Origin of the sequence: Corynebacterium sp. UMB0012, from assembly GCF_030216265.1 — a bacterium.
In the GTDB taxonomy this organism is placed as follows: domain Bacteria; phylum Actinomycetota; class Actinomycetes; order Mycobacteriales; family Mycobacteriaceae; genus Corynebacterium.
In genome coordinates, this window is the sequence record NZ_JASOKQ010000007.1 from 77,404 (window position 1) to 90,940 (window position 13,537).

Sequence of the window (13,537 nt, forward strand, 5' to 3'; positions counted from 1 at the left end):
TCCCGTTTAGAATAGAGCGGGTGAGTCAAAAACGAAGGAGCAAGACAGGACTTATCGCCGCGGTCGTCATCGCCGTGGCGCTGGTGGACCAAGCCGTGAAGCAAGTAATGCTCTCCATCCTTACAGAGGGCGAGCCCCTGCCGGTCATGGGGGATTGGTTCCGGTTTACCCTGCTTTTTAACCCTGGCGCCGCCTTTTCCATGGGCGGGGAGGGATCGACGTGGCTTTTTACCACCATCCAGCTGGTCTTTGTGCTCGGCGTGGCCATTGCCGCCCCGCGCATTACCCACTCCGGCCAGGCGGTGGGCCTAGCGCTCATCGCCGGTGGCGCGCTGGGTAATTTCGCCGACCGCATCTTCCGCGCCCCTGGCTTCTGGTTCGGGCATGTGGTGGACTATATTTCGGTCGGCTCTTTCGCCGTGTTCAATATTGCGGACGCGGCCATTACCTGCGGCGTGGTGATCTTCATCATCGCCATGGTGTTGGAGGAAAGGAAGGCCGAGCATGAATAGGCAGATGCGCAGCTTCCCCATTCCTGAAGGCCTAGAAGGCATGCGTGCCGACGCCGCCCTAGCCAAGCTCCTTGGCCTTTCCCGCAGCGCCACCGCGCAGCTGTGCGCCGAGGGCAACGTGACCATCGATTCCCAAGAGCTGGGCAAGTCCGAGCGGTTGACCTCCGGCAACGTGGTCTCGGTGCTTTTGCCGGAGCCAGAAAAGCCGTTGCTGCCGCGCGAAGAGCTGGTCGAGGGCATGGACGTGCTCTACAGCGATGCCGATATTATCTGCGTGCATAAGCCGGTGGGCGTGGCCGCACACCCCAGCGTGGGTTGGGACGGACCGACGGTGATTGGCGGGCTGCGCGCGGCCGGTTATACAGTCGCTTCGTCCGGGCCGACCGAGCGCCAGGGCATCGTGCACCGCCTCGATGTGGGCACCTCTGGCGTGATGGTCGTGGCTTCCTCGGAGCGCGCTTATTCCGCGCTCAAGCATGCTTTTAAGTACCGCAGCGTAAAAAAGACCTACCACGCCGTGGTGCAGGGCCTGCCGGATCCCATCGAGGGTACCGTCGATGCGCCTATCGGCCGTCACCCCAAGTCGGGCTGGAAATTCGCCGTGCTTGACGACGGCAAAGCGGCCGTCACCCATTACAGCCTCATCGAGGCCTTCCGCGAGGCCAGCCTCATCGAGGTGCACCTAGAGACCGGCCGCACCCACCAGATCCGCGTGCACATGTCCGCCACCGGCCACCCGTGCGTGGGCGATCCGATGTACGGCTCGGATCCCAACCTGGCTAAGCGCCTTGGGCTTAAGCGCCAGTGGCTGCACGCGGTAAAACTCGGCTTTACTCACCCCGGCACCGGCAAGTGGTTCGAGATTGCGGCGCCGTACCCGGCCGATCTCGAGCACGCTTTGGAGGTTCTGCGGGGATGAGGAAGGTCTACCGGCGGCGTCGGCTAGCGGCCTTGGCGGTGCTTGCGGTGCTTTTCTTGGCCGCGCTCGCGCTTTTTGGCGCCCTAGGGACCCAGGCTTCTTCGCAGGTACAAGGAGACCAGCTCGGCCCGGATGGCGAATCGCGCGCGGAGTATATTGCGCGCGTGTCCGGCAGCGACATTCCAGACGCGCCTGCCTACGCCCTTGTCACCTTTGACGAGGACCTGCCGCCCGTAGCCGCCGCGGCCGCCGTTGCCGCAGCCCCGCGCATGGACGCCATCCTTATCGGTTCCACCGCCCCCATCGACGTGCCCGAACCCACCGCCGGCGAGGATCGCGCCGCCGTCATCCAACGCGCCTTCGACCGCATCGATGCCTCCTATGGGCAGCGCCCCTCCGCGGTGAGCGCCGCTGTGGTGTGGGGGTCGGGTGCCCAGCTTGCCGACGTCGCCTCCACCCCCTCCGTCGCCGCCGTCGAACCCGCACCCGCGGACGCCGCCTGGGGCAGCTTCGCCATCCGCCCTCCCAGCTAATATCGCCCTCCTGGGCCCTATGGCGCGCGGTGGCCGCCCAGCGCTTTTAGCATCTAGGGCATGGAACACATTCGGGCCTATATAGCGGCACTCAACTCGGCGATGGATATCCTCGCCGAGGCTGCCGATGCCTCCGCCGCGGACCTTACCGCCGCCGGCATGCCCGATGCCACGGCTGACACTATTGCGCAGCTCGCGCAGGTCTACTTCGGGACCACCAACTTTCGCCGCCGCCAACGCCGCGCGGTGGACGGGGCCCGCCGCAACCGGCATTCGCTGCCGACGCTGGAGGTCATCGAAAAGCATGCGCGGCGCGCGCCCACCCAAGCCCGCGCCTGGGCCCTGCGCGCCGAGCTCACCCATATCGCGTGTGATACGCGGGAGATGGAAAGGCGTGCTCGCAAGAAGCTGCGCGAGATGCGCGCGCCGCGCGAACCCAAGCCGGGGGTGCGGCTGCGGCGCCGCGCCGCCGGAAAGCCGTGGACTCTGTCTATCACTGGCCCTTCCGCGCTGATTGCAGAACTTCACCAGCATGCCGGCTCGCTTGCCGACGTCGCCTCCTTCTTCCGCACCGGTACCAGTGCCGCCACCTCCACCGTGCGCACCAACGTTGTGGTGCCGCTGGATAAGTTGGTTGGCGTGGCCCATGGCAGCGACGATGTAGTGCTGACCATGACCAATGGCGCGCAGATTACGGGCTCCGAATTGGCCCAGCGCGCGCTTGCCGAGGAGGGATTTGTCACCCTGCTCCACCCCGTAGAGGGCCCAGTGAACCTGTACCGCATGCGCCGTGGGGCCACCTGGAAGCAGTTCATGATGGCTGCGGCGGAAAATCCCACATGCCCGGTCAGGGGCTGCCATAAGCCTGCCGATGAGTGCCAGGTCCACCACATCTTCAGCTGGGCTGGTGGTGGGTGGACCAATGCGAAGAACCTCACCACCGCCTGCGCCTATCACAACGGCCGCAATGATGACCATCGCACCGGCCTGCCGCGCAATGGCCGCTTCGAGCGCACGGCCCGCGGCGTGCGCTGGGTCAACCCTTGGGATCCGCCCCCACCGGACCTCGTCGATACCGGGCCTGCGAATACGACTACCGCGTAGGCTAGACCTATGTCCTCACAGCAGCCCTTTTCGCAGTGGATGCCCAACTACAAATTTGGCTATATCGCCGCGTGGGTCGCGGTGGTGGTTTCCGGCATCGCGCTTCTTATCAGCCTTGTCACCGGCGGCACCTCGATGACGCTGGTGTTTTCCGGGATCGTATGTGCCTATGGCATCTTTCTCGTCGCGGTGATGCCGCGCTGGGCGCTGCGAGCAGAAGAGGAACAGGCGGCGCGTCGCCGTGCCCGCGCCGCTCGCGAGGAACTTAGGCGCTCCTAGCCATGCGCACCAAGTCGGCGACGTAAATCGCCACCGCCACGCCGATGATGCCGAAGCCGATCCAGCGGTGCGTCGAAAAGTGCTCGTGGGTGACAAAGAGCGCCCACAGCATCTGCATGATGGGGGTGAGGTATTGGAGCATGCCGATCGTCGATAAGCGCAGCGTCCGTGCGCCCTCTGCAAAGCAGAGTAGCGGCAGCGCGGTAATCAAGCCGGCGCTGACTAAAAGCAGCGCGTGGCCGACGCCCTCGCTGGCGACCGTGCCTTGGCCGCTTGTTTCTAGCCACAGGATGTATCCCACCGCCAACGGTGACATCACGAGCGCCTCCGCTGCGACCGAGACGGCCGAGGACACTCGAACCTGCTTTTTGAGCAGCCCATAAAAGCCGAAGCTGAACGCCAATAGCAGCGAAATGTACGGCGCCTGGCCGGTAAAGAACGTCAAATACAGCACCGCGATGGCCGCAACGCCCACCGCGCCGGCCTGCCACGGCCGCAGCCGCTCTTTCAAAAACACCATGCCGAGGGCGACCGACACCAAGGGATTGATGAAATACCCCAGCGCCGCATCGGCCACGTGGTTGCTATTAATCGCCACCACGTAGGTACCCCAATTAACCGTGATGAATACACCTGCGGCCGCGAGCCAACCCCACGTGCGCTTGTCCATGCGCGCCATTTCGCGCCACCGGCCGCCGAGGAGCAAAAATCCGGTGACTAAAACCGCGGTCCACAACACGCGGTGGGCCAGGATTTCTAGCGGCGATGCCGGCAGCAACAGAGGGAAGAACGCGGGGAAAAATCCCCACATGATGTAGGCGGCGAGCGTGTAGAGCATCACAAAATAATAGCCCATTTTGACCGCCCCGCTATGATGAGCCGCATGGCCAAAAACTCCTCCTTCGTCCACCTGCACAACCACACCGAGTTTTCCATGCTGGACGGCATGGCCAAGGTCGATATGCTGGCAGACGAGGTGGTCCGCCAAGAAATGCCGGCCGTCGGCATGACCGACCACGGCAATATGTATGGCTCTGATGCCTTCTACCGCCGCATGACCGGCGCCGGCGTCAAGCCCATCATCGGCATCGAGGCGTATATGGCGCCCGAATCCCGCTTCAACAAAAAGCGCGTGCTGTGGGGCACGCCGGACCAAAAGCGCGACGACGTCTCCGCCTCTGGTGCCTACCTCCACCAAACGATGATCGCGGAGAACGCCACCGGCCTGCGCAACCTTTTTACCTTGTCTTCGCTGGCTTCCTACGAAGGTCAGTTGGGCAAATGGCCGCGCATGGACGCCGAGCTCATCGCCGAGCATGCCGACGGCATCATTGCCACCACCGGTTGCCCCTCTGGCGACGTCCAGACCCGCCTGCGCCTCGGCCAGTTCAACGAGGCGCTGGAGGCCGCGGCCATGTGGCAGGACATCTACGGCAAGGACAACTTCTTTTTGGAGTTGATGGACCATGGGCTGGACATCGAAAAGCGTACGCGCGATGGCCTGCTAGAAATCGGCCGCAAGCTAGACCTGCCCCCGCTGGTGACCAATGACTGCCATTACGTGTTGGAGTCCCAGGCGCCGGCGCACGAGGCGATGCTGTGCGTGCAGACTGGTAAAACTTTCATGGACCCGGACCGCTTCAAGTTCGGCGGCACCGGCTACTACATTAAGTCGGCCGCGCAGATGCGCGAGACCTGGGACGATATGATTCCAGACGGCTGCGATAACACCCTGTGGATTGCCGAGCGCGTGCAAGACTACGGCGAAATCTGGGAAGAACACACCCACGATCGCATGCCTATTGCCGACGTCCCCGAGGGTCACACCCCAACCTCCTGGCTCACCCATGAGGTGATGGAGGGCCTGCAAGCGCGCTTCCCCGGCCGTGATGTTCCGGAGGAGTATATCGAGCGCGCCAAGTATGAGATCTCCGTGATTGAGATGAAAGGCTACCCGTCCTACTTCCTCATTGTGGCCGAGCTCATTAAGCACGCGCGCTCCGTGGGCATTCGTGTGGGGCCGGGCCGTGGCTCGGCGGCCGGCGCGCTCGTCGCCTACGCGCTGACCATTACCAATATCGACCCGCTGGAACACGATCTCCTCTTCGAGCGATTCTTGAATCCAGAACGCCCGTCCGCACCCGATATCGATATCGACTTCGATGACCGCCGTCGCGGCGAAATGATCACCTATGCGGCCGAGCGCTGGGGTGAGGACAAGGTGGCGCAGGTGATTACCTTCGGCACGGTGAAGACCAAGCAGGCCATTAAGGACTCGGCCAAGGTGCACTTTGGCCAGCCCGGCTTCCAGATGGCCGACCGCATCAACGGCGCGCTGCCGCCTGCCATCATGGCCAAGGACATTCCGCTCAAGGGCATCACGGACCCGGACCACGAGCGCTACTCCGAGGCCGCCGAGGTCCGCCAGATGGTGGAATCCGACCCAGATGTGAAGAAGATTTATGACACGGCGCGGGGGTTGGAGGGCGTCGTCAGGCAGGCGGGCGTGCACGCCTGTGCGGTGATTATGGCCTCGGTTCGCCTCATGGACCACATCCCCATGTGGAAGCGCCCGGCCGACGGTGCCTATATCACCGGCTGGGATTACCCGGCCTGCGAGGCCATCGGCCTGCTGAAGATGGACTTTTTGGGCCTGCGCAACCTCACCGTTATCGGCGATGCGATTGAAAACATCAAGCGCAACCGCGGCGAAGAAGTCCACCTAGAGCAGCTGCATGCCGACGACCCCAAGGTCTCCAAAGTCTATGATCTGCTCTCGCGCGGCGATACGCTGGGCGTCTTCCAGCTCGACTCCGGCGGCATGCAAGAGCTGCTCAAGCGCATGAAGCCGACCGGTTTTAAGGATATTGTGGCCTCCCTTGCGCTCTACCGCCCGGGCCCGATGGGTGTGAACGCCCACTGGGACTACGCGGACCGTAAGAACGGCCGGAAAGAAATCACCCCGATTCACCCGGAGTTGGAAGAGCCGCTCAAGGAAATCCTGGATGAGACCTACGGTCTCATCGTCTACCAGGAGCAGATCATGCGTATCTCGCAGAAGGTCGCCAACTACACGGCCGGCGAGGCAGATGGCTTCCGTAAGGCAATGGGTAAGAAGAAGCCCGAAGTGCTGGCCCAGCAGTACGACAAGTTCTGGGGCGGCATGCAAGAAAATGGCTACTCCAAGTCCGCCATGGATGCGCTCTGGGGCACCATCGAGCCCTTCGCGTCCTACGCGTTTAACAAGTCTCACGCCGCGGGCTACGGCTTGGTGTCCTTCTGGACGGCCTACCTCAAGGCCTACTATGCACCGGAATATATGGCCGCGCTGTTGACCTCGGTGGGCGATAAGAAAGATAAGTCCGCCATCTACCTTTCGGACTGCCGCCACCTGGGTATTAAGGTGCTGCCGCCGTCCGTCAACGAGTCCGAAGAGGACTTCCAAGCGGTGGGAGAGGATATCCGCTTCGGCATGGGCGCTATCCGCAATGTCGGCTCGGAAGTGGTGGAATCCATCATCAAATCCCGCCACGACAAGGGCGCGTTTACCTCGTTTAGTGATTACCTGGACAAGATCGAGCTCGCCGCCTGCACCAAGCGCGTGACAGAAGCGCTGATTAAGGCCGGCGCCTTCGATGACTTGAACCACCCGCGCAAGGGCCTCATGCTCATCCACGAGGACGCGGTGGATGCGGTGCAAACCACCAAGAAGGCCGCGGATAAGGGACAGTTCGATCTCTTCGCTGGAATCGGCGGGGGAGAGGACGACGCGGCTTCCAACGCCTTTGCCTTGGATATCCCGGAAGACAACTGGGATCGCAAACACGAACTTGCCCTCGAGCGCGAGATGCTGGGCCTATATGTTTCCGGCCACCCGCTCGATGGCTTCGAGGAGGCGCTGGCCGCGCAGACGGATACGCCGCTGACCAAGATCCTCAACGACGAGGTGCATAACGGCCAAGAGCTCATCATCGGCGGCATCATTTCGGGCGTGGACCGTCGCTTTTCCAAGCGCGATGGCTCGCCGTGGGCCATTGTCACGGTGGAAGACCACAACGGCGCGCAGGTGGAAATCCTGGTATTCAACAAGGTGTACTCGCTCGTCGCCCCGCAGATTGTCGAGGACAATATCATCCTCGCGCGCGTGAACGTCAAGGTGCGCGATGAGCGCCGCTCGCTGTTCTGCTCCGATATCCGCGTGCCGGAGCTGGGCCCTGGCGGTGGCGCCGGCCTGCCGCTGCGCCTGACCATGCGCACGGATCAGTGCACCATGGAAAACATTGCCCGCCTCAAGCAGGTCCTGCTCAAAAACCAGGGTGAGTCGGATGTCTACCTCGAGCTTGTCGATGGCTCCGAGTCCACCACCATGATCCTCGGCGACCACCTGCGTGTGGAGCGATCGGGAAACCTCATGGGCGACCTCAAGGCCACCATGGGCGCGGGCATATTAGGCTGAATTTAAACTCGGCGGCGGCAGGCGCTCTCCACTAATCTAGACAGCACAGTCTATATTGATGGAGGAAACCTGATGGTTAACAAGATTCGCACCACCCACGTCGGCTCACTGCCGCGCACCCCGGAGCTGCTGGAAGCCAACCTGCAGCGCGGCGAGCTCCCGGACGCGGAGTTTCAGGGGATTTTGGAGGCTGCGGTGGCGGACGTCGTCAAACGGCAGCTCGATCTCGGACTCGATATCATTAACGAGGGCGAGTACGGCCATATCACCTCTGGCGCGGTGGATTATGGCGCGTGGTGGAATTATTCGTTTAGCCGCTTGGGCGGGCTGACGATGACGGATACCGACCGCTGGGAATCGGCCGAGGTGGTGCGATCTAAGCCGGGTGAGCCGCGGCTGACGTCGTTTATTGATCGCCGCGACCGCGCGTTGTTCTCGGAGGCCTATAATGATCCGGATTCTGGCATCTTCACCGGCCGCGCCAAGGTGGCGAACCCAGAGTTCACCGGCCCTGTAACCTACATCGGCCAGGACGAGGTTGCCGCCGATGTTCGCCTGCTTGCCGACGCCCTCCCAACCGGCACCCCCGGCTTCATCGCCGCCCTTTCGCCCGGCTCGGCAGCGCGCCTGACCAACCGCTACTACGACGATGAGCATGAGCTGCTTGCCGACGTCGGCCGTGCCATGCGCACCGAATACCAGGCCATCACCGATGCTGGGCTTACTGTGCAATTCGACGCGCCCGACCTGGCCGAGGCTTGGGACCAAATCAATCCGGAGCCGTCGGTCGAGGACTTCCGCGGTTTTATTCGCGAGCGTATCGACGTCCTCAATGATTCCATCTCTGGCCTGCCCAAGGAACAAACGCGCCTGCATATCTGCTGGGGCTCCTGGCACGGCCCGCACGTTACCGACGTGCCCTTTGCGGATATTGTCGAGGAAATCCTGCGTGCCGAGGTCGGCGGATTCTCCTTCGAGGCCGCTTCGCCGCGCCACGCGCATGAGTGGCGCGTGTGGCAGGACCACGCGCTGCCGGAGGGTACCGTGATTTACCCGGGTGTGGTCTCTCACTCCACCAACGCGGTAGAGCATCCGCGCCTCGTGGCAGATCGCATTATTCAATTCGCTGAGGTGGTCGGCCCGGAAAATGTTATCGCGTCGACCGACTGCGGCCTCGGCGGCCGCCTGCACCCCCAGATTGCATGGGCGAAGCTGCAATCCTTGGTAGAAGGCGCTGATATCGCTACCCGAGAACTGTTCTAAAAACGCCTAAAGCCGCTCCGGAACTCCGGAGCGGCTCACTTATTCAGTGCTTAGAAGCGCACGCCCAGCTGCTTGAGGGCATTCTTCATCGGCTCCAGCACAGCCGGGTTCACCGTGGCAACCATGTTGAAAGCTTGCAGCAGCGCAGCGACGAGGCTGGCGGCTACGGTCACCCAGCTCATGACCTCGAGGAACTTTTCTGGGGTGGAAGAGCCCCAAATAGGCAGACGCTCAAGTGCCTCGATCTGGCGCTGTTCCGCCTCCTTGGCTACGCAGTCCGGCTCCTTGGGCATTCCGGAAGAACCGTAGCCATTGGCAATGCCCTGCATAAGCTCCTGCGGGGTGCGGGCGGAAGATCCGAGCTCGCCGTTCTCGATCTTCTTGAGGTGTTCTTCCTTGGCGTTGTCGACCTCGGCCTGGCATTCAGCCGAAATCTCCTTCGCCTTATCTTCTGCGGCAGAAGCGGTAGCTGGTGCAACGAGGCCCGCTGCCACGGCGGTGGCGGCGACGAGCGAAATGCTGAGACGGTTGCGCATGGTTCTCCTTTAGAGTGAGAGGTATTAGCCTCAAATAATTTAGCAGGTAAACCCCGGAAGGTCTATGGCAAAAGCTTGCGCACCTGCGCCGGCAACAGCGCATAGAACTCGTCGACGGTTTTCGGCAGGAATCCCAGCGCCCCGCCGATCAGGGCGCCAAGACCTACCAAACCAGCCACGATGCCCACGCCGGCAGCGACGCTGCTGCCTCTGCTGGCGCTGCTGGATCCAGTGGAACCCGCAGACGTGGAGGGGGAATCGGTGTTATCGGAGGCGTCGGCAAGCAGGTCCTTGACGGAGAACACGGTGGTGGTGCCGGAGACCTCGTTGCCGGCGATGAGGAGTGCGTCATCGGTAGGGGAATCTGCAGCGGGAACGAAGGCTAGACCCTCTGGTCCGAGGTCGCCGGCCTGGGTGGTGGCAGCAACATCGTCCTCGTCGTAGCCAACGGAGAAATCGCGATTATTGACGTAGGTGACAAACTGTGCCTCGGCGGGGGTGGTTACGTCGTAGACAAAGATGCCGCCCACGCGCTCTGCGCCGATGAAGGCGTAGGTGCGATCGCCAACCTTGCCGATGGTCAAGGCTTCCGGCTCTGGTCCCTTGTTATCGGAGCGGTCATCGAAATCCGGATCCTCGTTATCGGCGTTGAAGTTAAGGCCGGGCATATCCTTGGTGATGTTTTCGAAGTCCGCACCGGAGTCGAAGACGACGTTGCCCTCGGCGTCGTAGATGCTAAAGGAGCGTGAGCCATAGGAATACAGGCCGTCAAAGCATTCCTTTTCTTCGTTCCAGCCAGAAGCGTTGGTGAGCTTGAGGTTGCCGGCAAACTTCTTATCCTCAATGCCCTCGGGGAGCTCGAGGCCGTCGCAGACCTTGCCGTCCTTTACCAGGTCCTTGAGCTCTACTTCGTCGGTATAGCCTCCCCACTCGCGGGCATCGCCTTCGTTGGCGGTGGCGAAATAGGTCTGGCTCTCTGCTTCAAAGGCACCGATGGAGTCCGGCATGGACAGGCCCTTGACCGGGATGGTGCGCAGTTCCGCGGCGTCATCCTTATTGGACGGATCCAGCGGTACCTGGGAGTGGTCTGCAATATGAGCGGGGATTACCTTTTCCACGGTGGCGGACTCGATATCGATGATCGCGATGGCGTTGTTTTCCTGCAGCGTGGCATAGGCCTTGCCGCCCGCGGAAGAAATATATTCCGGCTCGAAGTCGCGCGAAGGCTGGTTATGGTGCTCGGAGGGGCCAAAGACACGGATCGAAGGGTCGAGGTCGGCGGTGTCAAAGGCGGTGAAGTCGGCAGTGCGGACGTCGCTAAGCGCGGGCGCCGCGACGTGCTCGGGCAGGCTGATGACGGAAATGGAGCCCTCTGGGTCCTTGAGGTAGGCCGTGCCCTCGGCGTTGAGGGCGTCGGAAGACTCGCCTTCGTTGGCAACCAGTGCGTGGCGGCCGTCGGCGGTGAGGTGCACGTTATCGGGCAGGGCGCCAACGCCTACGCGCCCAAGCTCCTCGCCGGTTTCGGCATTGAAGAACAGCGCCTCGCCGTTGTCGGTTTTGTCCGCCTGCTGTACCGCGGCGACGGCCAGGCCATCGGGGCGCACGGCCACGGAGTTGATCTCCTTGTCCCCGCCGGCGGAGATGGCGCCGATCTTGCGCGGCTGGGTGGGATCGGAGGCGTCGAGGATATCGACCTCGCCGGAGCGCGCATTGACGGTGAGGATGCGCTGGGACGCAGCGTGGTAGGCGACGATTTCGGCGGCGGATTTGCCCAGGACGCCGGATTCATGGGAACCGATGGGGGTCAGCTGTAGTGCGGCGTTGGGGGCGGAGTGTTCCAGCACGTTATCCACGATGTGGGCGTGGGCGGCCGGGGCACAGGCGAGGACGAGCGAGGAGGTAACGCAGAGAGAGATGCGCTTGAGCATAAATTTCCTTTCTTGTGGTTATGTCCACTATTGCTGATGGAGGTAACGGTGCAACTAAAGGACAGTGAATTTCCAGTGAATGGGTAGACTGTCAAGACATGACTGATTCGACCATCCATGCATCCGATATCCAGCAGGCGCAGGCGCGGATTAGCTCGGAAATCGCCCCGACTCCGCTGCAGTACTGCGCCCGGCTGTCGGCCGAGACGGGCTGCGAGGTCTATCTCAAGCGCGAGGATCTGCAGGACGTGCGTTCCTATAAGATTCGCGGCGCGTTAAACGGTATGTCGAATGTTCCCCAGGAGGAGCGCGGCCGGGGAATTGTTACGGCGTCGGCCGGCAACCATGCGCAGGGCGTGGCCTATGCCTGCCGTACGATGGGGATTGCAGGCAAGATTTTCGTGCCGGAGCCCACGCCGATGCAAAAGCGCGACCGCATCCTGGTCCATGGCGGCGACCAGGTGGAGCTGGTGGTGGTCGGCACCAACTTCGATGAAGCAGCCGCGGCCGCGCATGCCGACGCCGCCGAGCGCGACGCCACCTTCATCGAGCCGTTCGACGCCCGCGATACCATCACCGGACAAGGCACGGTCGCGGCGGAGGTTCTGGCGCAGCTTTCAGCTAAGGGCAAGTCTCTCGATACCATCGTCGTTCCTGTGGGAGGCGGTGGCCTGATTTCCGGCATCACCTCTTACGTGGCGGATATGGCACCGCACACCCGGGTGGTGGGCATGGAGCCGGAAGGGGCGGCGTCGCTAAGAGCGGCGTTTGACCACGGCGGCCCGGTCACGCTGGAGGAGGTCGACCCCTTCGTCGATGGCGCGGCCGTAAAGCGCTTGGGCGCGCTGCCCTATGAGATTTTGGACGCCAATCGCGAGCGCCTGAGCTTTGACACCGTGTCCGAGGGTGCGGTGTGTACGGACCTGCTCAATCTGTATCAAAATGAGGGCATCATTGCGGAGCCGGCCGGTGCCCTGTCGGTAGCAGGCCTGCACCAATTGGACCTGGAACCAGGCTCAACGGTGGTGTGCGTAATTTCCGGCGGCAATAACGATGTGCTGCGCTACGCCGAAATCATGGAACGCTCCCTGGTCCACCGCGGCCTGAAGCATTATTTCTTGGTGAATTTCCCGCAGGAGCCGGGCCAGTTGGGCCATTTCTTGCACGAGATTCTGGGCCCGACCGATGACATCACGCTTTTTGAGTACCTCAAACGCAATAACCGCGAGACGGGCGCCGCGCTGGTGGGCCTGCAGCTTAGCCGTGCCGAAGATCTCGAGGGCCTGCTAGAGCGCATGGGAGAATCCAAGATTTCGGTGCAGTACCTCAAGCCCGGCACCCCCGAGTATGAATTCCTCGTGGCCTAATGCAGGATTCTTATCGTCGCCCAGTAGGCCAGGTTGAACACGAAATTGAAATTAAGCGGTCCCGGTTCATTACCTTGATTGGTCGCGTCACTAATGAGGAAGAGGCCCGCGCGTTTATCGACGCCGCCCGCAGCCGCTTTCCCGACGCCCGTCACCATTGCTCTGCCTACGTCTACCACGTCGATGGCGCAAACCCGGTGGAGCGCTCCTCCGATGATGGCGAGCCCTCCGGCACGGCCGGAAAACCGATGCTGGATGTGGTGAAGGGCTCCGGCATGCTCGATGTGTGCGCGGTAGTCGTGCGCTACTTCGGCGGCATCAAGTTGGGGGCCGGCGGGTTGGTGCATGCCTATGGTGGTGCGGTGAGTGAGGCCATGGAGAAGGTGCGCGCGGTAACCAGGGCGCGCCGGGAGCTTTATGCGGTGGAGTGCCCACACGCGACGGCCGGGCGAGTAGAGGCGGACCTGCGTGGGCGCGGTTATGAGATAACCGATACCGCCTATGCGGCCGCGGTCACCTTTACCGTGGCCGTGCACCCAGGCGGGCTGGACGAGCTGGAAGCAACGCTGGCAGCGATCTCGCAGGGCCAGCTCGAGGCGGCAGAGGCCGGCAGCGCGTGGGTTGAGGTAGGATCCTGACC

At 62.5% G+C, this 13,537-nt stretch carries 12 protein-coding genes; 9 read left to right on the forward strand and 3 right to left on the reverse strand.

Features of this window, described 5'->3' with window-relative positions; translation table 11 throughout:
• Positions 1-11 precede the first annotated feature (11 nt).
• From lspA to QP324_RS05210, 5 genes are read left to right on the forward strand one after another with little or no spacing between them, the layout of a single operon-like run.
• Positions 12-512, forward strand: a complete 501-nt coding sequence (gene lspA, locus QP324_RS05190) for a signal peptidase II (protein ID WP_284814914.1) — start codon at positions 12-14, stop codon at positions 510-512.
• On the forward strand, positions 505-1,431 hold the full coding sequence (locus QP324_RS05195) for an RluA family pseudouridine synthase (RefSeq protein ID WP_284814872.1): 927 nt from the start codon (positions 505-507) through the stop codon (positions 1,429-1,431). Before lspA ends, QP324_RS05195 begins: the two co-directional genes overlap by 8 nt.
• Positions 1,428-1,964, forward strand: a complete 537-nt coding sequence (locus tag QP324_RS05200) for a hypothetical protein (RefSeq protein ID WP_239278932.1) — start codon at positions 1,428-1,430, stop codon at positions 1,962-1,964. Before QP324_RS05195 ends, QP324_RS05200 begins: the two co-directional genes overlap by 4 nt.
• A gap of 60 nt (positions 1,965-2,024) precedes the next feature.
• On the forward strand, positions 2,025-3,068 hold the full coding sequence (locus QP324_RS05205) for an HNH endonuclease signature motif containing protein (RefSeq protein WP_284814875.1): 1,044 nt from the start codon (positions 2,025-2,027) through the stop codon (positions 3,066-3,068).
• A gap of 9 nt (positions 3,069-3,077) precedes the next feature.
• The gene (locus tag QP324_RS05210) at positions 3,078-3,347 is read left to right on the forward strand and encodes a permease (RefSeq protein WP_284814877.1); all 270 of its coding nucleotides are present in this window, start codon (positions 3,078-3,080) and stop codon (positions 3,345-3,347) included.
• Here QP324_RS05210 and rarD read toward each other — a convergent pair.
• Positions 3,334-4,203 (reverse strand): EamA family transporter RarD, encoded by an 870-nt coding sequence (rarD, locus tag QP324_RS05215; RefSeq protein ID WP_284814879.1) that lies wholly within the window; start codon positions 4,201-4,203, stop codon positions 3,334-3,336. The two genes, QP324_RS05210 and rarD, sit on opposite strands and share 14 nt — an antisense overlap.
• 27 nt (positions 4,204-4,230) lie before the next feature.
• Between rarD and dnaE the strand changes: the two genes are divergently transcribed.
• Together dnaE and QP324_RS05225 are read left to right on the forward strand one after the other, a co-directional pair.
• On the forward strand, positions 4,231-7,803 hold the full coding sequence (dnaE, locus tag QP324_RS05220) for a DNA polymerase III subunit alpha (protein ID WP_284814881.1): 3,573 nt from the start codon (positions 4,231-4,233) through the stop codon (positions 7,801-7,803).
• 72 nt (positions 7,804-7,875) lie between these two features.
• Entirely contained in the window at positions 7,876-9,066 is a 1,191-nt protein-coding gene (locus QP324_RS05225) for a cobalamin-independent methionine synthase II family protein (protein WP_284814882.1), read from the forward strand.
• Positions 9,067-9,116: 50 nt separating this feature from the next.
• Here the strand turns inward: QP324_RS05225 and QP324_RS05230 are convergent, their stop codons facing one another.
• The gene (locus QP324_RS05230) at positions 9,117-9,602 is read right to left on the reverse strand and encodes a hypothetical protein (RefSeq protein WP_284814883.1); all 486 of its coding nucleotides are present in this window, start codon (positions 9,600-9,602) and stop codon (positions 9,117-9,119) included.
• Positions 9,603-9,664: 62 nt separating this feature from the next.
• The gene (locus tag QP324_RS05235) at positions 9,665-11,530 is read right to left on the reverse strand and encodes a choice-of-anchor I family protein (RefSeq protein ID WP_284814884.1); all 1,866 of its coding nucleotides are present in this window, start codon (positions 11,528-11,530) and stop codon (positions 9,665-9,667) included.
• A gap of 98 nt (positions 11,531-11,628) precedes the next feature.
• Here QP324_RS05235 and ilvA point away from each other — a divergent pair, with 98 nt between their 5' ends.
• Both ilvA and QP324_RS05245 read left to right on the forward strand, forming a co-directional pair.
• Positions 11,629-12,897, forward strand: coding sequence for a threonine ammonia-lyase IlvA (ilvA, locus tag QP324_RS05240; RefSeq protein ID WP_284814886.1), 1,269 nt, complete (start codon positions 11,629-11,631; stop codon positions 12,895-12,897).
• Complete coding sequence (locus tag QP324_RS05245) at positions 12,897-13,535, forward strand: YigZ family protein (protein WP_250409990.1); 639 nt, start codon at positions 12,897-12,899, stop codon at positions 13,533-13,535. Before ilvA ends, QP324_RS05245 begins: the two co-directional genes overlap by 1 nt.
• The last annotated feature ends 2 nt before the right edge of the window (positions 13,536-13,537 follow it).